Raw genomic sequence first — 25873 nt, 5'->3', positions numbered from 1 at the left:
GGGATCAGGGCTCCTCGGTCGCATTTGTTGCATTGAACGGGGCGGGGAGCAACAACTCCCTGAGCTGGGCGATCAGCAGTTCCATCTCCTCGTCGAGCAGGGTGGCCATATTGAGCTGCACCCTCTGCTGGCGCACGGTGGCGATGACCGGGACGGGGAGTTCGCGCAGGGCATCGAGCAACTGCTGGGCCGGGCGCGGGTCGGTGCACTCGAGCGCAGGGGCTGGATAAAACTCGTCCGGCAAGGTGCCGCCGCCCACTACCAGCTGGGCGGGGACCGGCACAAAGCAGCCGGGCAGGGCAGATATCAGCTGGGAGGCTTTCGCCTGCATGGCGGCCGGGTTGCTCAAAGTCCGTTGGGCGATACCCTCGCCGACGGGGGACTTGTTGAGCTTGTGGATGAGCAGGCGTTCGAGCAGGGAGTGGATGATGCGGCTCGAGCGGAAGGTGCGCATCATGGGGTGTTTTTCCAGCCGCTTGATAAGGTCCGCGCGGCCGCTGATGATGCCGCACTGGGGCCCGCCCATCAGCTTGTCGCCGGAGTAGCAGACCAGATCCGCCCCCGCCTTGATGTACTGGCGCACCGAGGTTTCATCCGGTGCAAACTCCTCCGTGGTCAAGCCCGAGCCCTGATCCACCGCCAGCACCACCTGCTCGGGCAGGGCGCTGGCCAGCTCGCCGATATCGGGGGATTCGGTAAAACCGCGAATGGCAAAATTGGATCTGTGCACCATCAGCACCAGCGCGGTCTGATCGGTGATGGCATCGAGGTAGTCTTTGGCGGTGGTGATATTGGTGGTGCCCACCTCCACCAGCTTGGCGCCGGAGAGGGCCAGAATGTCGGGGATGCGAAAGCCGCCGCCAATCTGGATCTGCTCGCCGCGCGAGACGATCACCTCGCGCCCCTTGGCCACCTCCTGCAGCAACAGAAAGAGCGAAGCGGCGTTGTTGTTGACCACCAGCGAATCCTCGGCCTGGGTGAGGCAGGTGAGCAAAGTGGCGATCAGCCCCTTGCGCCCGCCGCGCTTGCCGGTGGCGAGATCCAGCTCCAGATTGTTGTAGCCGGTGTTGAGGTCGCGCACCTCGTCCCACAGATCGGCACTTAGCGGTGAGCGCCCCAGATTGGTGTGCACCAGGGTGCCGGTGGCGTTGATGACCCGGGTCTGACGCTGGCGCAGCTGCTGCCGGCAGCGTCTGACAATCAGCGCCTCGATCTGCTCGGGGGCGACGCCGTGCTGGCGAAACGCCTCGCTCTGGCGCAGTTCGCTCAGGGTCTCGCGCACCGCCTGGGTCACCAGCGGGCGGCTCAGTTCATCGATAAACCCTGCGAGAAAAGGTTGCTGCAGCAGCTGTTCCACTTGCGGCAAGCGACGCTGATTTGCGGGAGTCGCGGCATAAGAGGCGCTGGGGGCGAGGGAGGATACGTCAGACGGAGTTGGCATGGGATGACCCGGGCTGTGCGTGGGAGTGACATGCACGCCGCCTTGCCGGAGGAAGGCCGCTTCAACGCTGCTTATTGCTGCTTTTCGCCATTCATTAATTAATAAAAAAGGCGAATGGATAAATTAATGTCCGAGCAGAAAAATAATGGTGTCGGAGCGCATTCAGATTATATTGGCAATGCGACAGGCGCCTTGTTTTAACAATATATGAAACGGTCGCCAATCAGTCTTAGACAGAGTTGACGGTTTCTCTCCAATATATGAAATTTGGCGGAAGAGGCAGGAATCGAACCTGCCAAAGCCTTCTCGGCTCTCATCGGTTTTGAAGACCGAGGAGGCCACCAGACCCCATCAGCTTCCGCAATGGCCACCATTTTGTGGCAATTTTTCGTGACTGGCAACGCTTTTTTATGTTTAAAAATAGCAAGTTGTCCGATTTTATGAAAAATGTTCACGCGTTGATTTATATCAATTTCATGGCAACTAGCCCGATGTTTTTAATTTAACATTGGGCGTTTTCATATGCCTTTATCTGGATAATTAAACGCTGCTGTTAACAAGCTGGCAAATAATCTGACTCCGCGTTGGTGATATTCCAATGGTCCAGTCTCTCTATTAACAAGCTGGTATCCTTGGCAGTATCAAGGTGCTGATAAAGATAATCCATCGCCTCACTCACCATCCCGGTCATCGGGAAGGAGAACGCCACGATGGCCGGTTGTACCCCGACAAATATCACCTCGGGGACAAAGGTCTTGAGCTCGTCGATCAGGAAATTGAGCGGCATGTTGTGGGTCGAGAAGATAAACATCTCTGCGATGGTCTCGGGGGGGATCACCTGCAGGGTACCCGCCTTCTCGCCGATCTCGGCGGCATCCACCAGCACCACCCGCGCCGGTTGCAGCTCCCGCACCTTGTAGACCACATTTTCCGGCGCGATACCGCCGTCGATATGGATCCAGCCGGGCAGGGGGGTTGTTTGCAGCTTGTCCGCTAGATAGGGGCCGGCACCGTCGTCCCCCATCATGGCATTGCCCACGGTCAACACGAGATTGCAGCCCATCAGCGGCTCCTTACCATCAGGTACATATGGGGGTCGTTATAGAGGGCGGTGAGCTGATCCATAAAAATGTTGGCCCAGCCCAGCTCCTGCTCATTGAGCACATTGTCAGCTTTGCGCAGTCGGTCGAAGGCGCAGGCCAGCATATGGCAGTGCTCGCGATAGATGGTGATCTCGCCAAAGGTGAGAAACCCCTCCATCTTGCGGCGCGCCTCGCTCCCCTCTGGCAGCTTGGCCACCCAGTCGCGATAACCGGTCAGCGAGCAGACCAGGTCTGCTCGCAGGCAATCGACGATGCCGAGGTGGTGGCCGATGGCGAGGCTGTAGTACATCACCTCTTTGGCCTCTTCCGGCACGTCGAACTGCTCGTCGACGAACTTGCGCGAGAGGCGATAGAAGAAAACCTGGTCAGCCATGCACCGCCTCCCCCTTGCCGGCCGCCCGGTTGAGGCAGGCGTTTGCGAGGTTGTTGACGATCTCCGCCAGGCGCGGATCCTCGTGCTGATCGAGGTAGCTCTGGATGCGCAGATCCACATCCTGCCGGGTCGCCCCTTCGAGCAGGGCCATGAATTCGTCGGCGATGATCCGCCCCTGCCGGTAGCCGGCCATGCGGCGCGCTTCGCGCTCGATCATCACCCGGATTTCGTTGGGGATGCCGGTGTGGCGCAGCTCGACCCGCTCACCCGGTTGCACCTGGTGGCTGGTGGCTTTGAGTTTCTGCTCAAGCAGACCGAGCGCCACCGCAAAGCCGTAGATGGTGGCTGCCGGCGTCGGTGGGCAGCCCGGGATATAGACGTCCACCGGCACGATTTTGTCGGTGCCGCCCCAGACGCAGTAGAGATCGTGGAAGATGCCGCCGTCACAGCCACAGGCGCCGTAGGCGATGCAGATCTTGGGATCGGGCGCCGCCTCGTAGGCGCGCAGGGCCGGTACCCGCATCGCCCGTGTCACCGCGCCGGTAAAGAGCAGGATGTCGGCGTGGCGGGGGGAGGCGACCACCTTGATGCCGAAACGCTCGGCATCGAACAGCGGGGTGATGGTGGCGAAGATCTCGATCTCGCAGGCGTTGCAGCCGCCGCAATCGACCCGGTAGACATAGGCCGAGCGGCGAATGTCCTTGAGCAGGGTCTTCTTGAGTTTGGTGATCTCGGGATCCTGTGCCAGCGGCACGGCACGGGTATGGGCATGGCCGACAACCGGTTCTATGCCTTTGATCTTGCTCATCACATCCACTCCTTTTGTGCGGCCATCGGTGTGGCTATCGGTGTGATCAGGGCCGAGTCAGGCTGGCTCAGCATGCTCTGTTTTCGTTTGCAGTCGGGGCAGTGGTGCAGCCGCTCTGGCGGCGCCAGCGGCTTGGCATCGCGAGCGAGCGGTGTGCCAGCCTGCTTGAGGGTGTCCTCCACCAGCGCCACCAGCTTGCTCGGGGCAAAGTAGGTGCCGCACAGGGTGCAGGGGGCCAGCGCGAAGCGGGCCTCCTCATAGAGATCCGCCTTGTTGGTTACCGCCAGCTCGAACTCGGGGGAGAGGGCGATGGCGCGGGTCGGGCAGACCTCTTCGCAGCGGCCGCAGAAGATGCAGCGCGCCATGGAGATCTCCCAGCGCCGTTCGCCGGTTTCCATGTCCACTTCCATCACCAGCGCATTGGCCGGGCAGGCCTTGGTGCAGGCGGCGCAGGCGATGCACTGATCCGCCTGATATTTCGGTTTGCCGCGAAAATCCCGGTTCACATCAATAGGGGCGAAGGGGTATTTGGCGGTCGGGGTGCCAGCCTTGAGGATGGTCTTGAACAGCTTGATCATGATGACCCCTTATTTCAGCGGAGAGTTTTTGCGATCGATGCCGTAGCGCTCGATCTCCTTGTAGGAGACCACGGTGGATTTGCCCTTCTTGGGGTCGACCAGGGTGACCCGGTCGGTACAGGAGTAGCAGGGATCCAGACTGCCGATGATGAGCGGTGCATCCGCCACGGTATTGCCGCGCAGCATGTAGCGCAGAGCAGGCCAGTTGGCGTAGGTGGCGGCGCGGCAGCGCCAGCGGAACAGCTTCTGGTTATCTCCCGTCATGCTCCAGTGGACGTTTTCGCCGCGGGGCGCTTCGGTAAAGCCCAGCGCAAACTTGCCCGGCTGGTAGGTGAAGCCTTCGGTGAGCAGTGGCCCTTCCGGCAGGTGCTCAAGACCAAACTCAATCATGTCGAGGGAGTCGTAGAGCTCGTGGATGCGTACCAGCACCCGGGATTGCACGTCGCAACCCGCCTTGGTCTGGATCTCCATCGGCAGCTCGCGGTAGCCGGCAAAGTCGTGGACCCGGCGCACGTCGCGCTTGAAGCCGCTCGCCCGCACCATGGGGCCGACGCAGCTGAAATCGCGGGCAATCTGCGGGTCGAGCTTGCCGATACCGATGAGGCGGGAGGAGATGTTGGCGGTATCCAGCAGCATGGTCACCAGGGGTTTTAGCTCATCACGGAGCTCCCGCACCAGCTGGGCGCCCTTGATGCGATCTTCCTTGAAGATGTCGCGGCGTACCCCGCCAATCAGGTTGAGGCCATAGGTCTTGCGCGCACCGGTCAGCAGCTCGGCCAGGGTCATGGATTTCTCCCGCACCCGGAAGAACTGCATGAAGCCGGTGTCGAAACCGGTGAAGTGGCTCGACAGGCCGATGTTGAGGATATGGCTGTGCAGGCGCTCCACTTCCAGCAGCACGGCGCGGATCATCTTGGCCCGCTCCGGCACCACAATGCCCATGGCGTTCTCCACCGAGGTGGTATAGGCGACGCTGTGGGTAAAGCCGCAGATGCCGCAGACCCGGTCGGTCAGAAACGCCACTTCGTTGTAGCCCATGCGGGTTTCCGCCAGCTTCTCCATGCCGCGATGGACATAGAAGAGGCGGTAGTCGGCATCGATGATGTCTTCCCCATCGACGAACAGACGAAAGTGGCCCGGTTCGTCCGAGGTGATGTGCAGCGGGCCGACCGGCACGATGCGGTTGGCATCACTGCCGAGTTCGTTGACGAAGGGGTAGGTCTCGGTGTCGGTGGTGGGCATCGGGCGCTGGCGATAATCCATGGCGTCCTTGCGCAGCGGGTGGATATCCTCCGGCCAGTCGTCCGGCAGCACCAGACGGCGTTCGTCCGGCAGGCCGATGGCACGCAGGCCGTACATGTCGCGGATCTCCCGCTCGCCCCACACCGCCGCCGGAATGGTCGGGGTGATGGAGGGGTACTCCTGGGTATCGGCATCCACCAGCACCCGGACTGTGATCCAGCACTTGGTGTCACCTTCCATGGAGAAGACGTGGTAGACGGCGAAGTGGCCGTTGAGGCTGCGCTCGTCATTGGCAAAGGAGAGCGGAAGCCAGCCCCCCAGCTGGTGGAAGATCAGGCTGGCCGTTTCGACCAGACTGGTGGGCTTGACGGTGATGGTGGCCTGATCGGCGGTTTGCCACTCCTCGTCGACGATGGCGTGGGGCAGTTGTGCTCGCACCTGCTGGATGTAGTCGCAGCCGATGCGATCCGAAATGGCGATGGTCATGCAGTTCTCACTTTAATGTTCGGGAATGAGCATTCACAAATGATGAAATCGAAAAAAATGGCTGTGCTGGCGGGCATGATTCAGATCCCGACCAGATAGGCGAGCAGCGCCAGCAGGGCCAGTCCCAAGGCGTAGCGGGTGAGCTTGTGGGTGCGCACGAACTGGGTACGGGCCATGGCGTTTTCGATGATGCCGGCTAGCAAAAAGGCCACCAGCAGCTTGCAGGCGAGGATCAGTGCCGCGCCGATGAGCGCAGGCAGACTCCAGTTGGCTGCCTTGCCGAAGGGGAGGAAAATCACCAGAAAGAGCTGCACCACCACCAGCTGTTTGAGACCGATGGAGAGCTTGAGCAGGGCCAGCCCCGCACCGGAATACTCGGTGAGCGGCCCCTCTTGCAGCTCCTGCTCGGCTTCGGCGCAGTCAAAGGGCAGCTTGCCCATCTCGACAAACACCGCGAAGGCGCAGGCGGCGCCCGCCAGCAGGGTGGCAACCGGTGCGGCCAGCGGCTGGGTCGCCACATAGCTGCTGATGTTGCCCAGATCCGAGCTGCCCACCATCATCGCCATGATGAAGCAGGCGAGCACCAGAATGGGCTCCACCAGAATGCCGAGGGTCAGTTCGCGGCGGGCACCGATCCCTGCAAACATGCTGCCGCTGTCGAGTCCCGAGAGGGAGAAGAAGAAGCGGAAGATGGCGAACAGATAGATATCGGTGATGAAATCTCCGGCGATGGGGAAGGGGGACTCGTGAGTCAGGGTCGGCAGCGCCATCCCTACCAGCAAGAGGGCGGCGATGAGCAGCGCAGGCATCAGGTTGAAGATGATGCCGGCAGGCTCGGGAGTTACCTCCTGACGGCGCAGGAGCTTCCCGATATCACGGTAATCCTGCAGCAGGCCCGGCCCCTGACGGGAGTGCATCTTGGCCCGCAGCACCCGGTTGAAACCTGTGGCGAGCGGCGCCAGCGCCAGCATGGCGATGGCCTGGGTCAGGGCGAGGGCAACCATGCCCCAGCTCGGCATTTCAAGAACAGGCATATCAGACTCCTACAGCCATCAGGATAAAGAGCGCCAGCACAACGCCATTTATTAAAGAGAGCAGCGGCCAGCCGGTGTTGCCGTTGGCATCGCTCACCCCGTGCAGGGCGCTGGCCAGATCGAGCTGCGGCTGCTTGCGATAGAGCGGCGCGCAGAGTTGGCGCAAGGTGTGGGTGACACCGCCAGAGGTGAGGCTCATGCGCTCCTCGTAGGCGTAACCACAGGCCCACGGGGTGCCGGCGTGACGACGACCCAGCTTGGGCCCCTTGAAGATGGCCAGTACCAGCAGCGGGATGAGGAACAGCCCCAGCAGGGTGATGGCGATAACGGGCGGGGAGAGGATCGCTTGTGAGCTGTCGAGTGGCAGCAGGGTGGCGCCAGTGGCCACGTTCATCTGGCCGCTTACCAAGGCTTGGCCATAGCTGGCGATATGGGGGGCAATCCAGGGGGCGCCCAGACCCAGCACCAGACAGACCGCGGCCAGCAGCAGGGTGCCTGCCACCATGGCGCCCGGCACTTCGCGGGCGTGACTCGCCTTCTCGCTGCGCGGTGCGCCGCAGAAGCAGATGCCGTACACCTTGACGAAACACATCACCGCCATGGCGCCGGTCACCGCCAGCATCACTACCGCAAGCGGTGCGACGACGGAGGTGCCGAGTTTGGTCATGGACAGCAGCGACTGGTAGATAAACCACTCGCTGACAAAGCCGTTCAGCGGCGGCAGCGCCGAGATGGCCATGGCACCGATGAGGAACGCCAGCGCGGTCCAGGGCATCAGTTTGGCCAGCCCCCCCATCTTGTCCATGTCGCGGGTGTGCAGGCGGAACATCACAGAGCCGGTGCCCATAAAGAGCAGGCTCTTGAAGATGGCGTGGTTGAGCAGGTGATAGAGGGCGCCGAGCAGCCCCAGCACCACCAGCGCCGGTTGCTGGTTGGCGATGCCGATCATGCCGATGCCCATCCCCATCAGGATGATGCCGATGTTCTCCACCGTGTGGTAGGCGAGCAGTCGCTTGAGATCGTGCTCGGCCAGCGCAAACAGCACCCCGAGCACTGCCGAGCAGGCACCGAAGATCAGTACCACATAGCCCCACCAGAGCTGGCTGGCGCCGAGAAAATCGATGCTGACCCGCAAGATGCCAAAGAGGCCCAGCTTCACCATCACGCCGGACATCAGCGCCGAGATATGGGACGGCGCAACGGGCTCGGCCACCGGCAGCCAGCCGTGCAGCGGCACGAAACCGGCGCGCAGACCAAAGCCGCAGAAGCTGAGCAGGAACACCAGGGATGCCAGTGCGCCCGCCAGATGGTGCTCGCGCAGCGCGGCGAACTCCAGCGAGCCTGATTCGCGGCAGAGCAGCCAGAAGGCGATCAGCACCAGCGCCATGCCGATATGGTTCATCACCAGATAGAGACGGCTCTGTTGGGCAGCCTGCGGGTTGGTTTTGACCAGCCAGTAGGTGGTGAGGGTCACCAGCTCGTAGCAGAGCAAGAAACCGAGCGCGTTGTCGGCCAGCACCATGCCCACCATGGCGAACAGGAAGAGGTTCATCAGTGCGCCGATGGCCACATCCCCCTTGCCCTGATATTCGCGGATATAGGCAAAGGAGTAGAGGGCGACGGCGACGCCGACGGTGCTGATCACCAGCAGCATCAGCGCGGAGAGCGTGTCTAGATAAAAAGAGCCGAGATGGACTGAGCCCAGCAGCCAGAGCTGGCCGTCGACGGGCGTGCCTTGGGCATAGATCTGGATGGCGGCGACCAGGCCCGCGAGCGAGCCCAGCAGGGCAAAGCCACTGTTGAGGCGGTTGGCCAGTGCGGGCAGCTTTTGCAGCATCAAACCGGCGGCAGCGCCCAGCAAAAAGAGCAGAAGCGTGGCCATAACAAGGGGGGACAACATCAGCGAACTCCCTCTGTGGTAGATAAATCGGATGCAGGGAGCGCCGTGGCAGGCGCCGAGAAGGCAGAGGCCCCTTGCGGGTTGGTGTCGGCCGCTTGCTGACGACGGATACGGGCGGCGCGTTCGGTGTCGCCGTCATTGACCAGCTTCAGTGCCTGGGAGGGGCAGGCACCGACACAGGCCGGGCCATCGGCGCGAAACTCGCACAGGTCGCACTTGATAGCTATGCTGCGCACGCCCGGCTCCCAGCTCAGCAGATCCTCGCCAAAGCAGCGCAGGCCCGCGGAGGTGGAGGGGTTGCTGGAGCGGATGGAACAGGGGATATAGGTGTCGTAACTGGTGGTCACGGCCACCGGACGGCTGCCGCCGCTCTGGATGGCGCCAAAGGGGCAGGCCACGGCGCAGAGATTGCAGCCGATGCAGAGCGACTCGTTGAGTTGCACGCAATCGCCGGTCTGGCGAATTGCCTCGACCGGGCACACCTTGCTGCAGGGGGCATCGTCACAGTGACGGCACTGAACCGGCATGGTCGCCTGTTCGTGTCGCATAACGGTTAAACGGGGGGCTTGCTGCAAACCTTGCGCCTTGTGTACCTCGCTGCAGGCCGCCATACAGGTGCCACAGCCGATACAAAGCTTGGGGTCAGCGATAACGAAGCGGTTCATAGCCTACCTTGTCGTGTCGCGAACGGAGAAAGTAGGGGCAGGTTGGCAAGATATGGGCCAGCTTGGTTTTGCCTGGCTGGATGAGTGTAAGTGTTTGTTTTTAAATGACGTTAAAAACCGCGCCGACGGATGTCGAGGCCTTGTCCCACTGTCGAACCGTGACGCTCGTCACTTGTGACGAAGGGTAGGAGAGGGTTCGTCACCTTGGAAAACACATCATGAGTAGGGTGCAATGAACGAAGTGAATTACACCGCTATCAAAATATGTTCGTGGTGCACGGCGCTGCGCTTGTTGCACCCTACGGCGGCGAGTCTGTTCGGATAGAGACCGTCTGTCTTGAAACCGTAGGTTCGATTAGCGAAGCGTAATCGGACGCACGAGAACGAAAACATATCGGCAGCATGCCGGGGGTAGGGGGCAAAGAACAAAATGAATTGCACCGTTTGCAGCATATGGTCGACGTGGTGTGCACCCTTCTCCCCTCGCGGGAGAAGGGCTGGGGATGAGGGGGCGGTAATCGGGGGGAACGCAAACAAGAGAGGGAGGCCAATGCCTCCCTCTCTCTTTAGCGCAACTCACGCCATCAGATATCCACCTGGGATCCCAGCTCGATGACCCGGTTGGGCGGGATCTCGAACTGATCCGGGGCGCGCAGGGCGTTGCGCTGCAGCAGCATAAAGAGCTTGCCGCGCAGGTAGAGATACCAGGGGCGCTCCTTCATGATCAGCGACTCGTGGGCCATGAAGAAGGAGGTCTCCATCATCCGGCAGCTCAGCCCCTCGGCGTTGCAGCGGTGGAAGATCTCCTCCACGTTGGGGGTCTCGCGCCAGCCGTAGCTTGCCACCACCCGCCAGAAGGTGGGGGAGAGCTGCTCGATGCAGACCCGGCGCACGTTGTGGACGTAGGGCACCTCTTCCACCCGCAGGGTGAGCAGGATGATCCGCTCATGCAGTACCTTGTTGTGCTTGAGGTTGTGCAGGAGCGCATGGGGGATCACGTTGACCACCCGCGACATATAGACAGCAGTGCCGGCCACCCGGGTCGGCGGAGATTTTTCCAGCGAGGCGATCATCGGCTCCAGCGAATTGCCGTGCTCGTTGAGGCGACGAATAAGCTGGAAGCGCTCGCTCTTCCAGCTGGTCATCACGGTGAACATCACCGCCCCCAGGGTGAGCGGCAGCCAGCCGCCGGAGAAGATCTTGGCGAGGTTGGCGGCAAACAGCGGCACGTCGATTGCCAGCAGCGTGATAAACAGGGCGGCCACCAGGTACTTGTTCCAGTGCCAGCTGTGGCGAGCCACCGAGCAGGAGAGGATGGAGGTGAGCACCATGGTGCCGGTGACGGCGATGCCGTAGGCCGCCGCCAGATTGCTGGAGTGCTCGAAGCTCATGATGACGATCACCACCGAGATATAGAGCATCCAGTTGATGACCGGAATATAGATCTGGCCGGACTCCTGCTCGGAGGTGTGCACGATGCGGATGGGTGAGAGATAACCGAGCCGCACCGCCTGCCGGGTCAGCGAAAAGACCCCGGAGATCACGGCCTGCGAGGCGATCACCGTCGCCAGGGTCGCCAAGAGCAGCAGTGGCAGCAGCGCCCATTTCGGTGCTAGCAGGAAGAAGGGGTTGGTGATGGCCTCGGGATGGGACAGCAGCAGTGCCCCCTGGCCGAAGTAGTTGAGCACCAAAGAAGGCAACACCACCATAAACCAGGCGCGCCGGATCGGGCTCTTGCCAAAATGGCCCATGTCGGCGTAGAGCGCCTCCACCCCGGTGATGGCCAGCACCACGGCGCCGAGGGCAAAGAAGGAGGCGGTCTGGTACTTGGCAAAGAAGCGCAGCGCCCAGACGGGGTTGAGCGCCCCCAGTACCTCGGGGTGCTGGAAGATGCTGTTCAGGCCCAGCACCGCCAGGGTGATGAACCAGGTGAGCATGATGGGGGCGAACAGCTTGCCCACGGTGGCGGTGCCGTGTTTCTGGATGGCGAACAGCAGGGTCAGCACCAGCACAGAGAGCGGCACTATATAGGGGTCGAGGGAGGGGGCGGCGATATTCAAGCCCTCGATGGCCGACATCACCGACATGGCCGGGGTGATCACCACCTCGCCATAGAAGAAGCTGCCGCCAATCAGCCCCAGGATGATCAGCAAGGGGGTCCACCTGGCCGGGGTGTTGCGGGTTGCCAGCGACATCAGGGTGAGGATGCCCCCTTCGCCGGCGTTGTCGGCCCGCATCACGAAGGAGAGATACTTGACCGAGACCACCAGGATCAGCAGCCAGAAGATCAGTGAAAGAAAGCCCAGGATGGAGGCGGGCTCTACTCCGAAACCGAACTGGCCGGAGAGGCACTCGCGCAGGGTATAGAGCGGGCTGGTGCCGATGTCGCCATAGACCACGCCGATCGCCGCCAGCGTAACGCCGGACAGGGCTTGTTTGTGATTACCGTTCATGAAGTTGTCTGTCAGTTTGATGGTGACGATTGGCCAGCACGGGCCGCCCCCGTCTATCGGGCGTGCGGCAGGTGCCGCAGGAACGCATTAATGGATTGCGATGGGAAAGGGAGCTAACTGGATATAAAGAGGCTCATCATGGGACACAGTCTGTTCATCTGCCGTTAAGAGTATAATGACACACCCGTCGTGGGTTTATGCTCAGGTATAAATAATCAAAACGTCCTTTTGAGTAAGGTTATTAATTGGCCGTCGATTGAATATTTCCCCGATCTGCGGGCAACCGTTTGTTTTATCTGAGGAAGTGGTTTGGCCACTATTTTTTAACGGAGTGAGTGCAAAACAGACGATAAAATAGTGACTAATTAATTGTGGGTAGGATGGCAGAGGGGAAGGTGGTTGCAGTAGGAACTGTATAATTTTCATGAAAATGTGAAAATGTGAAAATGTGAAAATGTGAAAATGTGAAAATGTGAAAATGTGAAAAAATAGGCCACCTACTCAGTGGCCATTACTTAAGTCATAAATTAATCTCAAGCGTGTTAAATGATTAGATGTATCTGCCAATAACACTTAATTCTTCTTGGGATAGATCTTTTATTTGGTCAGAAAAAGTAATACTGTTTTCGTCAATGTGAGTAACATAAGCAGAAATCCATTCTATATCTTCTGGGTCAAAGCCATATTTTAGTAGCCATATTTCTGTTGCATCATTAGTTCCATAACGAAGGTAGTTCTTAAAAGTTTTTGCCCTAGAGTCACTCGTCTTATCATAATATAGGGTCATGGCTGCACATAAGGGGTCTGCAAGTGAAAGGCTAATGACTTTATCTAGATAGTCATAGGTATCATAAACAAGGATATCGTAGCTGAAGTCTTTAACTTTAGTTCCACGTTTAAAAAGTAGGTCATTGAACTTAAGGTCTACATTCGGTAAGCTCTCAGCTCTAAAAGATGTTTTTATTTTAATCTCGTCTAACAATTTATTATATTCTTCGATGGAGATTTTGTTTTCTCTAAGATGTCTTTTGAGCCGACTTCGACTTTCTCTTTCTGTGAGATAAGCATGTCTTAATGAAAGCGTTTCACTAAATGATTTTCCTTGGATTTTCCATAGCAGTAGTGGAATCGCTGCACTTAGTATACTTTGTTCATATTTTGAGAGAAAAGGTCTCTTCAGGTGTGAGCAAAATATCTTTTTTATTTTCTCTTTTACCTTGGTTCTTTCAGTATTTTTAATCTTGTAGTACTGGTTAGCTGTGATCGCGATATCACCCACAATAATACGTTCAAGGACATATTCAATGTCTGATTTTAAATCAGCTTGCTCAATCCTGTTTATTTGAGACTGAGTTAAATGTAGGTCATCATTGAAAGAGTTAGTTTTCATAGCATCTACCAAGTCTGAATAATCATCAGGAATATTTTCTGATGATTCATCTAAAGTAGATACTTCCTTTATTTTAACATCTTTATTTAGCCGGCTTGAAAAGGTTGATACATTTTGTCTATTAATTATAGTGTAACCATAATCAAATTTAGGCTGGTTGCTGCTTCGACCAGATCTACCAATAAGGTTTTTAAGAACAAGTTCTTTCATGTCACGAAAGTTGTCTATTAATACACAATCGAAGGGCATATTTATGCCTTGATTAAGAGTAGATGTCGCAAAGCAAATTTTGGCATGTCCAGAGCGAACGAACTCCTCTATGAGTAGACGAGCCTTTAAGGGCATCGAACCATGATGTACCACAACCCCTCGTTCCATAAGCTGGATGAATGAGGACTGCTTTCCTAATTCAGTATTGGATGTGCCTATATATTTTTTTAGCTTTTCAATAATTCCTATTGCGCTTTTTTTGTTAAGTGTGGGACACATGGCAATATATTTTCCAAAGCTATCAATGTGGCCATCACTAAATATTTTACTTTTAGATATATAAATTAGTATTGTGCCACCGCCATTCAAGGTTTTTTCTAGTATGTCGTAACCAACAGGAAATTCCTTAGTTTCTGTATATGGTGAAAAATAAGTGAAAGAACCATCATTTTCAATGGTCGCATATATTTTTCCAACATTGCTTTGTCTAAAATTGTCCCATGTCGCTTCGTTCTTAAACGAATGTTTTTTTAACTGTGCTTCAGGGTTTTCAATAAATGGATGTGCAAAGACTTTTTTTGAATTTGGAAACTCACGTTCAGTTCTTCTCACAAATGCATCAAACCTAAGGCCTCTTATTTCGTCATCAGATATTTGAGCTTCATCGAAAAGAAATAGGTCGATGTTAAATTCATTTGCATATTTAAATATTTCGACCCCTCGTTCTGGCGTTATGATGAAGATTCGCCTCCGAGCATTGTGTTGATTCACATTTTCAATAAATTGGAGGACTAAAACATCCTTTTCCACAAGATTTATTACTGCCGTATAAAATTCTGCAATCAGAGCTCTGGAAGGAACAACAATAATAATGTCATTATTGAAGTGTTTTATTAACTCTCTAAATAAATATGACTTGCCAGTACTTGTTGGGGCAGAAAATGAGTAGAACTTTCGATTAAGAATAGCTTTGTAAGCTCGAGCTTGGATAGGGGTAAATTGATGGCCATACTTGTCTGATATAGAGTCACCTAAGTTTTGGTATACTACCTCTAAAATAGACATTGGCTCTCTTAGTTTATAAAAAAGCCCCATCACACTTAAAATTTTTCTCTCATACTTAGTAAAAATATTATTATGATATTTTTTTATAAAACTTAGTTTTTCTAGGGTCGCTGGGTTTATTGGCCCATTCTTATGTATGGATTTAATTGCATCTTGTAGGTCGACTTCTATGGAATCACCATTAATTAGTTGCTCAAGCACAGACTTTTACTCCAACTAGATATATTGCCTCATAGCCCAGGAGCCTATCCATATAGGATGATTGCAGAGCATTTTTCATTATGCTGTCTACATCATCAGAGATAATAGAAAAAGCAGCACAAAATGACTTTTTCCCCTGAACCGCATTTAGAATTGCTGTATCTGATAGAAAATTTCTTAAATCAGACAGCTCTTGAATGTCTTTTTTTGCATTAATAAATTCAGAGATCTGCTTTAATGAACGTCCATGGGAATTTTGAACGCCGCTGTACTTTGCCTCTCCAAATGAAACGATTTTATCTGGTGATTCGGTGTGAAAATCAAAGCCAGGGTTGCCAGTTATTTTCTCTTTTATTAGCTCAGCAAGTGGTGCTCTTATATGATTTAGATGATTGTTTAAAATAGTCTGAGCTGAATCAGATACCATGTATTCACCAAACTCATCTGAGATAGTATCCTCAACCTTGTTTAAAATGTCATTCACAACTTTGTCTATAGTTGGTTTCGAACGTGCTTCGTATGTTAACTTATCTATTATATCTAAAGGGGTTAACCAGCTAGTATCTGTTATCACCTTATGCATCTCTGACACCCTTTTGTTTAGGTCAGAAATTTCAAATCCTAGAGAATAAATTTTCCCTGTTGCATTCTTTTTGTATGTTGACATCATGGTCATGTTTTTATGGACTAGCTTCATATACAATCATTTACTCTTTGATAATTTTTAATTCACTGGGTTTTAAACGAAATTGTTTAAAACCATTAATTTTATAAATTAGACAGTAACCTCTTAGCTGCAGCTATCACTATGTTTTTTAACCAGTGATATCTTTTTACTTATCTGCACGAAATGACCTCAACAGAGCTGGTTGTCAACTGAACCATGCTATCCAATCGGGTAGGGGGTAAAAAGGGCGAACTGCGTAAAATCTATCCAAGATCAACAAATTAGTTATTGATAGGCATTCTTTTGTGCGCTTGAACTAATAAGGACGGGGTGAAACGCTTTTGTCAGCCGGTGTCGAGCTCGTCACTTTTGTCATGTCGAGCAAGGGGACGGCCCCTTCGTCACCCTCGTCAGTGACGGCAAATACCGCTTTTACTATCCAGATTACCTCTTTATTTTCATGCATTTGCGATTTTATGGCGGGTCATCTGCCCGTGTTGGTCTGATAAATGCTTTGTGGGGGCAGACCGCGTTGTCGCCTGCCAGGTGGGTGAGGGCGGTCGGGTGTAACGAACCATTTAGGATCCCTCTCTATGAACAGCTTCGTGATTGCAGATCCCAGTTTCTGTATTGGGTGTCGTACCTGTGAGGTGGCCTGCGCCGTTTCACACCAGTCAGGGTCCTGCAGCGGGACCCTTGAGCGGGAGGGCGGCCTGCATCTTGCCATCGAGGATGGACATCTGGTCTCCAAGGACAGCCATTTTCAGCCGCGCCTGAAGGTGATCGTGGGCAGCAAGGTGACCACGCCGGTGCTCTGCCGCCAGTGTGAAGACAAGCCCTGTGCCATGGCCTGCCCCAACAACGCCATCGTCAGCGAGGATGGCTGTGTCAAGGTGCTGCAGGCGCGCTGCATCGGCTGCAAGTCCTGCGTGGTGGCCTGTCCTTACGGCGCCATGGCGGTGGTGGTGAAAGAGGTGGCCCCCACGGCCGATTCGCTCTTCAAGCGGCCGCAGACCAAGGCGCAGGCGCTCAAGTGCGATCTCTGCCAGCACCGCGAGGCGGGCCCGGCCTGTGTCGAGGTGTGCCCGACCCAGGCGCTGCGGCTGGTCACGCCGGCCCACCTTGACACCCTGAACCGGCAGAAGCAGCTGGCCAGTGCCGAGGCCCTGCTGGCGATGCCGGCGCGGGTGTGAGCGGGCTTGCCGAGCCGTTTTTCGTTAACAAACAAGAGTGTGAGTCATGAAAAAAGTCATTACCGTGTGCCCCTATTGCGGCACCGGTTGCAAAATCAACCTGCTGGTTGAAAACGACAAGGTGGTGGGGGCCGAAGGCGCCAACGGCCGGACCAACGAGGGGCAACTCTGCCTCAAGGGCTATTACGGTTGGGATTTCTTGAACGACACCAACTTGCTGACCCCCCGTCTCAAGAGCCCGATGATCCGCCGCGAGCGCGGTGGCAAGTTCGAGGCGGTCTCCTGGGATGAGGCGATCGCGTTCGCCAGCAGCCGTCTGGCCGCCATCAAGGCGAAATATGGCCCGGACGCCATCATGACCACCGGCTCTGCCCGTGGCCCCGGCAATGAAGCCAACTATGTGATGCAAAAATTTGCCCGCGCCGTGCTTGGGACGAACAACGTCGATCACTGCGCGAGGGTGTGACACGCACCCTCAGTCTCCGGTCTGGAGACAACTGTAGGCAACGGCGCCATGAGCAACGCCATTCCCGAAATTCAAGAGACCAAGTGCCTGCTGGTGTTTGGTTACAACGCTGCTGACTCTCACCCCATCGTCGCCCGCCATATCCTCAAGGCGAAGGCAAACGGGGCCAAGGTGATTGTGTGTGATCCCCGTATGGTGGAGACCGCCCGTATCGCCGATCAGTGGCTGCCGCTCAAAAACGGATCCAACATGGCGCTGGTCAACGCCTTCGCCAACGTCTTGATCAATGAAGGGCTCTACAACAAGGCGTTCGTCGCCAACTACACCGAAGGGTTCGATACCTTCAAGACCACGGTGGCCAAGTACACCCCGGAATACGTGGAGGGGATCACCGGCCTCAAAGCCGCCGATATCCGCGCCGCCATTCGCACCTATGCCGCTTCGCCTGCTTCCATGATCCTGTGGGGCATGGGGGTGACCCAGTACGGTCAGGCGGTGGACGTGGTCAAGGGGCTCGCGGGGATTGCGCTGCTGACCGGCAACTTCGGTCGCCGTGGCACCGGCTGCGGGCCGGTACGCGGCCAGAACAACGTGCAGGGCACCTGCGACATGGGGATGCTGCCGCACCAGTTCCCGGGTTATCAGTCGGTGAGCGATCCCGCCATCAGCGCCAAGTTTGCCAAGGCGTGGGGGGTGGAGTCGCTCTCCCAGAAACCCGGCTATCGCCTGACCGAGCTTGGCCACAAGGTGGAGGAGGGCAAGTGCAAGGCCTTCTACATCTTCGGGGAAGATCCGGCCCAGACCGAGGCAGATCTCGGTCAGTTCCGCCGTACCCTGGCGGGGATGGAGCTGGTGATCGTGCAGGATATCTTCATGACCCAGACTGCCGAGATGGCGGACGTCATTTTGCCCGCCACCAGTTGGGGCGAGCACGAGGGGGTTTACAGCTCGGCGGATCGCGGCTTCCAGCGCTTCTACAAGGCGGTGACGCCGCCGGACAACGTGAAGCCGGACTGGGCCATCTTCTCGCTGATGGCCACCGCCATGGGGTATCCCATGGAGTATCGCGACACCGAGCAGATCTGGGACGAGCTGCGCGGACTCTGCCCGCTCTATGCCGGGGTCAGCTACGACAAGATGGCCGATCTCAAGAGCGTGCAGTGGCCCTGTCCGACCGAGGATCACCCGGGCACCAGCACCCTGTTCGAGGGGAATGTGTTCACCACCCCGAGCGGCAAGGGGAGGCTTATCGCCTCCGAGTGGCGGCCGCCGCTGGAGCAGCCCTGTGCCGAGTACCCGCTGGTGCTCTCCACCGTGCGGGAGGTGGGCCACTACTCCTGCCGCTCCATGACCGGCAACTGCTCGGCGCTGCAGACCCTGGCCGATGAGCCTGGCTATGTGCAGATCCACCCGAGTGATGCCAAGAAGCTCGGGGTGAAGGATCAGGCGCTGGTCTGGATCTCGTCGCGCCGCGGCAAGGTGATCACCCGGGCCAACTACAACGACCGGGTCAACGCCGGGGTGGTCTACATGACCTACCAGTGGTGGATCGGGGCCTGCAACGAGCTCACCATCGAGCACGTGGACCCTGTCTCCTACACGCCGGAGTACAAGTACTGCGCAGTGAAAATTGAGCGTATCGAGGATCAGCCAGGGGCGGAAGTGTACGTCCAGACTGAATACAGCGCGCTCAAGGCGAAATTGCGCAGCGCCGCCAAAGGGTAATCGTCGTTAATAAAGTGGATCCAGGCTCTGTATACAGGGCCCGGATCCGCTCATCCTTTTTTCAGCTGGCAGGTGTCCATCATGAAAAATGAATTAAATCTTTCGTTCGGGATCTTTTATGTCTCCGCTTATTTGCTGGTGATGTTGTTAGGGGTTGGGTGTTTTCTCTGGCACGACGAATTGATATTTCTGCTGGGGTTTGCCTTCTTTGGCTGTTTTATCGCCGCACGCATCGCCATGAGCGCCGTGCTGGCGGCATTGAGCGTGCAGGCGGCCTGGCTCATCGCCTTTCTCTCCACCACCCTGGTCAACTGCCTGCTGGCAGGCGTGCTGGGGCTCGGGGTCTACCTCACCCATCGGGTGGTGTCGGTGGAAATAGCTGACAATATCAGTGGGTTATTGCTGGGGCTTCAGCTCTTTTCGGCCGCCTTCATCTTCGGCGGACTGAAGCTGCACAACTACCGGCTGCTCTCCTCATGAGCCTGCGACAGCGGCAACAGGGGCAGAGGATGGGCCAGTTGGCGGCGATATGCGGCGAATGACGGCGATAGTGACGCCATATTTGGGCGCGGCGGGAAATATCCGCTGACGGAGCTGTAATATGTGCCAGGGCCGGCTTGGTTGTAATGGGGATGGGGCTAACTTATTATGCCAGCCATCCTGCGATAATCTGCGCGATGCTATTTCGCTGCATGTTAGTTTTTATAATTAAGCGTTAAGTTTTTAAAAATTAATTATAACATCTGACTGCGATGGCTGATGCATTGTTTACCGTTGTTGCCGTGCTGCAATTGGCCGGCAAGGGTACCCATCTAGATGTAATGCGAGGCCTGAATGCTGAATGTGAGTGCCATTCCGTTGACCGACATCTCACCCATCTGGGATGACGGCTTTCTCTCCCTCTCCAAGAACCTGCTCTCTGCCGTCACCCTGGATGACTTCATCAAGAAGCTGAACCGGATCCAGCCCTGCTTTCGCCAGGTGGATCGGGTCAACCTCATCCTCAACCTGGGGACGGGGGAGGAGGCGGTCTTCTACTACCTGGGGGAGCAGGGGCCGGCTCACCTCATCTGCCGCAAGGCCGATCTCCATTTTTCCCGCGAGCAGGCCATCGTGCTGCCGGCAAGCCGCTTTCGCCACCGCTGCGAACAGCTGGCGAGCACTCCTGTCTATGACGGTTTGCACTCCTACTGCCAGCTGCCCATCACCACCGCCCGCAGCCACCTGGGCGGGGTGGAGTTCATCAGCCGCGAGGCCAATGCCTTCCCGATGGAGACCCTGGCCAAGCTGACCCAGCTGGCGGCCATCGTCGCCATTGCGCTGGAGAACGTGCTGGACAAGGAGCGCACCCTGGAGCAGGCCAACTCCCTGCGCCTTGAGCGCGACAGCTGCAAGATCCTGGTGGATGTGACCAACGCGGTGATCAAACTGGTGCGCATCGCCGAGCTGCCCCAGAGCCTGTTCACCATACTGCACCACCACGTTGGCATCAGCAGCCTGTGCCTGGCCGAGTACAACGCCACCTCCGACAGCTTTAAGAGCTACCTGGTCAATCAGCAGCAGCGTGAACAGCCCGGCATCATCAACCATTCGTGTTTTGAGAAGAACTGCCTGCAGGGGGCGCTCGGCCACAGCGAGCCCTTTTTCCTCTATCGCGAGCAGGGCCACGGCTGTCAGTCGAGCTGCCGCTTCACCTCCCAGATCCTGCCCCCGGACGCTGACAGCTCCTGCATCCTGCCGCTGCGCTATCGGGGCAACCTGCTGGGGGTGCTGATCCTCTCTCACCCCGAGGCGGATTTCTTCGCCGATCTCGATATCTCGCTGCTCGAACAAGTGGCGGCGCGCACGGCGATTGCCATGAACAACGTGCAGGCGCAGCAGGAGATCTCCAACACCACCGGCGCCAGGGAGAAGACCCTCAGAGTCGACGGACCCGCGCCGCAGGGGGACTTTGCCAACATCATCTACCAGAGCGCCGTGATGGAGAAGGTGCTGGAGAAGGTGAAGCTGGTGGCCCAGAGCGACTGCACCGTGCTCATTCTGGGGGAGACCGGCACCGGCAAGGAGCTGATCGCCCAGGCGATTCACGCCCTGAGTGCCCGCCACGATCACGAGATGGTCAAGGTGAACTGCGCCGCCATTCCCACCGGCCTCATCGAGAGCGATCTGTTCGGCCACGAGAAGGGGGCCTTCACCGGGGCGCTGACCCAGCGCATCGGCCGCTTCGAGCGGGCCCACAAAGGCACCCTGTTCCTCGACGAGGTGGGGGACATGCCGCTTGATCTGCAGCCCAAACTGTTGCGGGTCTTGCAGGAGCACGAGCTGGAGCGGGTGGGCAACAGCAATCCCATTGCCATCGACGTGCGGCTGGTGGCGGCCACCAACTGCGATCTGCTCTCCATGGTCAAGAACAAGCGCTTTCGCAGCGACCTCTATTACCGCCTCAACGTCTTTCCCATCGAGCTGCCGCCCCTGCGCGAGCGGCGCGAGGATATTCCGCTCCTGGTCAACTTCTTCATCAAGAAGATCGCCAAGCGGATGCGCCGCACCATCACCTCCATCCCGGCCGACGCCATGAAGATGCTGGTGTCGCTCCCCTGGTACGGCAACATCCGTGAGCTGGAGAACATCATCGAGCGGGCGGTGGTGATGACCCGCGGCCACGTGCTCAACCTTTCGCCGGACGAGCTGCTGCCCCTCAAGGGCTTTCACAAGATAGAGACCCTGGTCTATGACGAGCCGGCCCGGGAGCTGTTTCGTGAGCCGCTGCCCGCCTTGCCGCAGGGTGACGAGGCACAGGGGGAGGATGAGCGAGCCAGCATTATCCGGGCGCTGAAGGCGTGCAACGGCATCGTTGCCGGCAAGCGGGGCGCGGCCCAGCGTCTCGGCATGAAGCGCACCACCTTGCTGTCGAAAATGAAACGGCTCGGGATCTCGGCCAAAGATCCCCGCACCCTCAACTAAGGGGCCCCCAGATGTTGCTTGAACTCGACCCCGATACCCCGCAGGCGCTCAGCGCCCATCGCGAGGTGGTCCATTACCATCAGCGCGGCGTCACCACCGACAGCGCCATGCAGCTGCCCTGCGAAACCCCGGTGGCGCTGGTCTATAACGGCATCGCCCACAGCGTGATGATGTGCTCGGCTGCTGATCTGGAAGATTTTGCCATCGGCTTCTCGCTCTCCGAGGGGATCATCGACAGCCTGCTCGATATCCACGACATCGAGCAGCAGAGCGCCTGTCGCGGCATCGAGCTGCACATCACCCTGGCCAATCGCTGCGTTCATCGCCTGAAAGAGAAGCGGCGCACCCTGGCCGGGCGCACCGGCTGCGGCATCTGCGGCAGCGAGAGCCTGGAGCAGGTGGTGCGCGCCCAGCCAAGGCTGCCCGACAGCCAACGTTTTGCGGTGGGTCATATCGACAAGGTGCTGGCGGCGCTGCGCCCGCTCCAGCTGCTGGGGCAGAGTACGGGGGCGACCCATGCCGCCGTGCACGTGGACGGTGAGGGCAACATTCTTGCCATCCGCGAGGACGTGGGGCGTCATATCGCGCTGGACAAGCTGGTGGGGCACCTGCAGCGCACTGGCCGGCGCGACGGCGCCATCCTGGTGACCAGCCGCGCCAGCTTCGAGATGGTGCAAAAGTGCGCCAGCGCCGGGGTGGAGATCCTGCTCGCCATCTCGGCCGCCACCGAGCTCGCGGTCGAGCGGGCCGAGCAGACCGGGCTCACCCTGGTGGGCTTTTGCCGCCCGGGGCGGGCCGAGATCTACTGCGGTCGCCAGCGCATCCTGCTGGCGAGTGCGGCATCATCCCCCGCTTCGGCAGAGGGCTGAGGGCACAAGGCCATTGGCGCTCGGGGTTGGCTCGGGTATAGTCCTGCGCCAACAAGATAGGTTCGGTCGCGCTCCTTGCCCGTCAGGGCGCCGTGGCCGACACAGCGTCAAAGGATACCAAGCCCATGAAATTCAGCCCGCTGCTGGATGAGATGATGAAAGCCCTGCAGGTGTTGCCGGGGGTTGGCCCCAAGTCGGCCCAGCGCATGGCGTTTACCCTGCTCGAGCGTGAGCGCAGCGGCGGCCTGCGGCTGGCCCAGCTGCTCTCTCGTGCCCTCACCGAGATTGGCCACTGCAGCCACTGCCGTACCTTCACCGAGAACGAGCGCTGCGAGATCTGCGCCAATCCCAAGCGCGAAGAGAACGGCCTGCTGTGCGTGGTGGAGAGTCCGGCAGACGTGGCCGCCATCGAGCAGACCGGCCAGTTCTCCGGCCGCTACTTCGTGCTGATGGGTCACCTCTCGCCGCTGGACGGCATTGGCCCCGAGGAGCTGGGACTGGAGATCCTGGAGCGACGGTTGAAAGACGAGGCGATCAGCGAGCTTATTCTGGCCACCAACCCCACCATCGAGGGGGACGCCACCGCCTGGTACATCGCCGACATGGCCCGCGCCGCCGGCGTCAAGGTGAGCCGGATTGCCCATGGGGTGCCGGTGGGTGGCGAGCTGGAGCTGGTGGATGGCACCACGCTCTCCCACTCCCTGATGGGGCGTCAGCCTCTCAATTGAGTCAGCGCCAGCCCCTCAACTGAGTCAGCCTCTGTTCTTCAACAGGCCCTGCGTGGCGACTCAGCCTGCGATACCAGAACCCGCCCCGGCGGGTTTTTTATTTGCGCAGGATAGGGTCACAGCCTCGATTGACGCAAAAATCGCCATTCGCACCGCTCGTTGCATTTGTCCCCTTGAAATGGCGATCGCCGGCCCCATCTTGGATCGGGAATATGTTCAACCCGAATCGCCTGAGGATAGTGTCGATGACCCAAAGCGTTCATGCCGAAACCCACGGGTTTCAGACTGAAGTCAAACAACTGCTGAGCCTGATGGCCCACAGCCTCTATTCCAACAAAGAAGTATTCCTGCGCGAGCTGATCTCCAACGCCTCCGATGCGGCGGACAAGCTGCGCTTCAAGGCGCTTTCCGATGCCTCTTTGTTCGAAAACGACGGCCAGTTGCGCGTTCGCCTGGTGGTTGATAAAGAAAAACGGACCCTGACCATCTCCGATAACGGGATCGGTATGACCCGGGATCAGGTGATCGAGCACCTGGGCACCATCGCGAAATCCGGCACCGCCGAGTTCTTCAAGAACCTCTCCGGTGATCAGGGCCGCGACTCCCAGCTGATCGGTCAGTTCGGGGTGGGCTTCTACTCCGCCTTCATCGTCGCCGACAAGGTGACCGTGGTCTCCCGCGCCGCCGGTACCGCTCCGGAGCAGGGCGTGCAGTGGGAATCGGAAGGCGAAGGCTCCTTCACCGTGGCCGACGTGACCAAAGAGGGTCGCGGTACTGATGTCATCTTGCACCTGCGTGCCGAAGAGGACGAGTTCCTCGACGACTGGCGTCTGCGCTCCGTGGTCAGCAAATATTCCGACCACATCAGCGTGCCGGTAGAGATGTTCAAAGAGGGTACCCCGGATCGGGAAGAAGACGGTGAAACCATCGTCGGCACCCCGGGCGAGTGGGAGCAGGTCAACCGCGCCACTGCGCTGTGGACCCGCAACCCGAAGGACATCAAGGACGAGGAGTATCAGGAGTTCTACAAGCACGTCGCCCACGACTTCGAAGATCCGCTCTTGTGGGGTCACAACCGGGTGGAAGGGGCGCAGGAGTACACCAGCCTGCTCTACGTGCCGGCCCGCGCACCGTTTGACCTCTACAACCGGGAGCAGAAGCACGGCCTCAAGCTCTACGTACAGCGCGTCTTCATCATGGACGACGCCGAGCAGTTCATGCCGACCTACCTGCGCTTCGTCAAAGGGGTGCTGGACTCCAACGATCTGCCGCTCAACGTGAGCCGCGAGATCCTGCAAGACAACAAGGTGACCGTCTCCCTGCGCAAGGCCTGCTCCAAGCGAGTGCTGACCATGCTGGCCAAGCTGGCCAAGGACGATGCCGAGAAGTACGCCAAGTTCTGGAGCGAGTTCGGCAATGTGCTGAAAGAAGGCCCGGCCGAGGATTACGCCAACCGCGAAGAGATCGCTAAACTGCTGCGCTTTGCCAGCACTGCCGGCGAGGGCGAAGCCCAGACCGTGTCGCTGGAGGATTACGTTGGCCGCATGAAGGAAGGCCAGGAGAAGATTTACTACATCACCGCCGACTCCTACGCTGCCGCCAAAAACAGCCCGCACCTCGAGATCTTCCGCAAGAAGGGCGTCGAAGTGCTGCTGATGTGGGAGCGGGTCGACGAGTGGCTGATGAGCCACCTGACCGAGTTCGACGGCAAGCAGCTGGTCTCCGTCACCCGTGGCGAGCTGGATCTCGGCGATCTGGAAGACGAAGCCTCCAAACAGGCACAGGAAGAGGCCGAGAAGGCCAACGCCGGTCTGGTGGAGCGGGTCAAGCAGAGCCTCGGGGATGCGGTAAAAGAGGTGCGCGTCACCCACCGTCTGACCGACTCGCCGTCTTGCATCGTCACCGATGCCCACGGCATGAGCACCCAGATGATCAAGCTGATGCGCGCCGCCGGTCAGCCGGTGCCGGAGCAGAAGTACATTCTGGAACTGAACCCCGACCACGCTCTGGTGAAGAAGCTCGACACCATTCAGGATGAAGCGCTGTTCGGCGAGTGGGTCACCCTCTTGCACGAACAGGCTCAGCTGGCCGAGCAGGGCGGGCTCAATGATCCGGCGAGCTTCGTCTCCCGTATCAACCGTCTGTTACTCCAGGCATGATGTTTGGGCCCACTGCGTGCAGTGGGCTCTTTCTTTTCTGGCGCCTGCCCCGTTTGGGGCGGGCGCCAGTTGCGTGCAGCGCTGCTGCATTTTCACTCATTTTTCGTAAACGGATCTGCGCCAATGGTCGTATTGCCGTGACGGGAAAATGGT

General features: G+C 57.9%; 19 protein-coding genes and 1 tRNA gene. 7 read left to right on the top strand and 13 right to left on the bottom strand.

Translation table 11 applies throughout. The features are described from left to right. Positions 1–4: 4 nt before the first annotated feature. The 13 genes from selA to AB5Y81_RS03660 all read right to left on the bottom strand — a co-directional run bounded on the left by selA (position 5) and on the right by AB5Y81_RS03660 (position 15646). Entirely contained in the window at positions 5–1441 is a 1437-nt protein-coding gene (gene selA, locus AB5Y81_RS03720; RefSeq protein ID WP_279484229.1) for an L-seryl-tRNA(Sec) selenium transferase, read from the bottom strand. Positions 1442–1709: 268 nt separating this feature from the next. Then, a tRNA-Sec gene (locus AB5Y81_RS03715) sits at positions 1710–1801 on the bottom strand. Between the two features lie 193 nt (positions 1802–1994). Continuing rightward, positions 1995–2504 carry a hydrogenase maturation peptidase HycI gene (hycI, locus tag AB5Y81_RS03710; protein WP_279484230.1) on the bottom strand — a complete coding sequence of 170 codons (510 nt, stop codon included), beginning with the start codon at positions 2502–2504 and terminating at the stop codon, positions 1995–1997. Next, a complete protein-coding gene (locus tag AB5Y81_RS03705) occupies positions 2504–2917 on the bottom strand; it encodes a formate hydrogenlyase maturation HycH family protein (protein ID WP_017786833.1) in 414 nt (137 codons plus the stop codon). Before AB5Y81_RS03705 ends, hycI begins: the two co-directional genes overlap by 1 nt. Then, complete coding sequence (locus tag AB5Y81_RS03700; RefSeq protein WP_279484231.1) at positions 2910–3725, bottom strand: NADH-quinone oxidoreductase subunit B family protein; 816 nt, start codon at positions 3723–3725, stop codon at positions 2910–2912. The genes AB5Y81_RS03705 and AB5Y81_RS03700 overlap by 8 nt, the downstream gene beginning before the upstream one ends. Next, positions 3725–4303 (bottom strand): formate hydrogenlyase complex iron-sulfur subunit, encoded by a 579-nt coding sequence (locus tag AB5Y81_RS03695; protein WP_017778903.1) that lies wholly within the window; start codon positions 4301–4303, stop codon positions 3725–3727. Before AB5Y81_RS03695 ends, AB5Y81_RS03700 begins: the two co-directional genes overlap by 1 nt. Before the next feature lie 9 nt (positions 4304–4312). Next, positions 4313–6031: a hydrogenase large subunit gene (locus AB5Y81_RS03690; RefSeq protein ID WP_279484232.1), complete on the bottom strand. Its 1719-nt coding sequence runs from the start codon at positions 6029–6031 to the stop codon at positions 4313–4315. 80 nt (positions 6032–6111) lie between these two features. Continuing rightward, positions 6112–7065 (bottom strand): respiratory chain complex I subunit 1 family protein, encoded by a 954-nt coding sequence (locus AB5Y81_RS03685; protein WP_279484233.1) that lies wholly within the window; start codon positions 7063–7065, stop codon positions 6112–6114. Position 7066: 1 nt separating this feature from the next. Beyond that, entirely contained in the window at positions 7067–8965 is a 1899-nt protein-coding gene (hyfB, locus tag AB5Y81_RS03680) for a hydrogenase 4 subunit B (protein ID WP_279484234.1), read from the bottom strand. Further along, positions 8965–9630 carry a 4Fe-4S dicluster domain-containing protein gene (locus AB5Y81_RS03675; protein WP_279484235.1) on the bottom strand — a complete coding sequence of 222 codons (666 nt, stop codon included), beginning with the start codon at positions 9628–9630 and terminating at the stop codon, positions 8965–8967. Before AB5Y81_RS03675 ends, hyfB begins: the two co-directional genes overlap by 1 nt. 584 nt (positions 9631–10214) lie before the next feature. Continuing rightward, complete coding sequence (gene kup / locus AB5Y81_RS03670) at positions 10215–12083, bottom strand: low affinity potassium transporter Kup (RefSeq protein WP_279484236.1); 1869 nt, start codon at positions 12081–12083, stop codon at positions 10215–10217. A 550-nt stretch (positions 12084–12633) separates the two neighbouring features. Beyond that, positions 12634–14949 (bottom strand): DEAD/DEAH box helicase, encoded by a 2316-nt coding sequence (locus AB5Y81_RS03665; protein WP_368146547.1) that lies wholly within the window; start codon positions 14947–14949, stop codon positions 12634–12636. Continuing rightward, complete coding sequence (locus AB5Y81_RS03660; protein ID WP_279484239.1) at positions 14942–15646, bottom strand: hypothetical protein; 705 nt, start codon at positions 15644–15646, stop codon at positions 14942–14944. The genes AB5Y81_RS03665 and AB5Y81_RS03660 overlap by 8 nt, the downstream gene beginning before the upstream one ends. Before the next feature lie 563 nt (positions 15647–16209). Here AB5Y81_RS03660 and AB5Y81_RS03655 point away from each other — a divergent pair. The 7 genes from AB5Y81_RS03655 (at position 16210) to htpG (ending at position 25720) form a co-directional block, all read left to right on the top strand. Further along, positions 16210–16809 (top strand): 4Fe-4S binding protein, encoded by a 600-nt coding sequence (locus AB5Y81_RS03655; protein WP_279484240.1) that lies wholly within the window; start codon positions 16210–16212, stop codon positions 16807–16809. 46 nt (positions 16810–16855) lie between these two features. After that, positions 16856–19000: a formate dehydrogenase subunit alpha gene (gene fdhF / locus AB5Y81_RS03650; RefSeq protein WP_279484241.1), complete on the top strand. Its 2145-nt coding sequence runs from the start codon at positions 16856–16858 to the stop codon at positions 18998–19000. 81 nt (positions 19001–19081) lie between these two features. Continuing rightward, positions 19082–19480: a hypothetical protein gene (locus AB5Y81_RS03645; RefSeq protein ID WP_025201581.1), complete on the top strand. Its 399-nt coding sequence runs from the start codon at positions 19082–19084 to the stop codon at positions 19478–19480. A 354-nt stretch (positions 19481–19834) separates the two neighbouring features. Further along, positions 19835–21964, top strand: a complete 2130-nt coding sequence (locus tag AB5Y81_RS03640) for a sigma 54-interacting transcriptional regulator (RefSeq protein WP_279484242.1) — start codon at positions 19835–19837, stop codon at positions 21962–21964. Between the two features lie 11 nt (positions 21965–21975). Continuing rightward, on the top strand, positions 21976–22833 hold the full coding sequence (gene fdhD / locus AB5Y81_RS03635; RefSeq protein WP_279484243.1) for a formate dehydrogenase accessory sulfurtransferase FdhD: 858 nt from the start codon (positions 21976–21978) through the stop codon (positions 22831–22833). A 125-nt stretch (positions 22834–22958) separates the two neighbouring features. Next, a complete protein-coding gene (gene recR, locus AB5Y81_RS03630) occupies positions 22959–23561 on the top strand; it encodes a recombination mediator RecR (RefSeq protein ID WP_010633741.1) in 603 nt (200 codons plus the stop codon). Positions 23562–23806: 245 nt separating this feature from the next. Continuing rightward, complete coding sequence (htpG, locus tag AB5Y81_RS03625; RefSeq protein ID WP_279484244.1) at positions 23807–25720, top strand: molecular chaperone HtpG; 1914 nt, start codon at positions 23807–23809, stop codon at positions 25718–25720. The last annotated feature ends 153 nt before the right edge of the window (positions 25721–25873 follow it).

The organism is Aeromonas sp. s2 (genome assembly GCF_040907935.1).
GTDB lineage: Bacteria > Pseudomonadota > Gammaproteobacteria > Enterobacterales > Aeromonadaceae > Aeromonas > Aeromonas dhakensis.
The sequence above is the reverse complement of the archived record's forward strand: the minus strand, read 5'-3'. Positions and strand labels throughout refer to the sequence as shown.

Coding starts and splice junctions, on each gene's coding strand:
- AB5Y81_RS03640 (WP_279484242.1), top strand. CDS start 19,835: ATGCTGAATGTGAGTGCCATTCCGTTGACCGACATCTCACCCATCTGG.
- AB5Y81_RS03695 (WP_017778903.1), bottom strand. CDS start 4,303: ATGATCAAGCTGTTCAAGACCATCCTCAAGGCTGGCACCCCGACCGCC.
- AB5Y81_RS03705 (WP_017786833.1), bottom strand. CDS start 2,917: ATGGCTGACCAGGTTTTCTTCTATCGCCTCTCGCGCAAGTTCGTCGAC.
- AB5Y81_RS03690 (WP_279484232.1), bottom strand. CDS start 6,031: ATGACCATCGCCATTTCGGATCGCATCGGCTGCGACTACATCCAGCAG.
- AB5Y81_RS03685 (WP_279484233.1), bottom strand. CDS start 7,065: ATGCCTGTTCTTGAAATGCCGAGCTGGGGCATGGTTGCCCTCGCCCTG.
- AB5Y81_RS03660 (WP_279484239.1), bottom strand. CDS start 15,646: ATGAAGCTAGTCCATAAAAACATGACCATGATGTCAACATACAAAAAG.
- hyfB (WP_279484234.1), bottom strand. CDS start 8,965: ATGTTGTCCCCCCTTGTTATGGCCACGCTTCTGCTCTTTTTGCTGGGC.
- AB5Y81_RS03700 (WP_279484231.1), bottom strand. CDS start 3,725: ATGAGCAAGATCAAAGGCATAGAACCGGTTGTCGGCCATGCCCATACC.
- fdhD (WP_279484243.1), top strand. CDS start 21,976: ATGTTGCTTGAACTCGACCCCGATACCCCGCAGGCGCTCAGCGCCCAT.
- selA (WP_279484229.1), bottom strand. CDS start 1,441: ATGCCAACTCCGTCTGACGTATCCTCCCTCGCCCCCAGCGCCTCTTAT.
- recR (WP_010633741.1), top strand. CDS start 22,959: ATGAAATTCAGCCCGCTGCTGGATGAGATGATGAAAGCCCTGCAGGTG.
- AB5Y81_RS03675 (WP_279484235.1), bottom strand. CDS start 9,630: ATGAACCGCTTCGTTATCGCTGACCCCAAGCTTTGTATCGGCTGTGGC.
- htpG (WP_279484244.1), top strand. CDS start 23,807: ATGACCCAAAGCGTTCATGCCGAAACCCACGGGTTTCAGACTGAAGTC.
- kup (WP_279484236.1), bottom strand. CDS start 12,083: ATGAACGGTAATCACAAACAAGCCCTGTCCGGCGTTACGCTGGCGGCG.
- hycI (WP_279484230.1), bottom strand. CDS start 2,504: ATGGGCTGCAATCTCGTGTTGACCGTGGGCAATGCCATGATGGGGGAC.
- AB5Y81_RS03655 (WP_279484240.1), top strand. CDS start 16,210: ATGAACAGCTTCGTGATTGCAGATCCCAGTTTCTGTATTGGGTGTCGT.
- AB5Y81_RS03645 (WP_025201581.1), top strand. CDS start 19,082: ATGAAAAATGAATTAAATCTTTCGTTCGGGATCTTTTATGTCTCCGCT.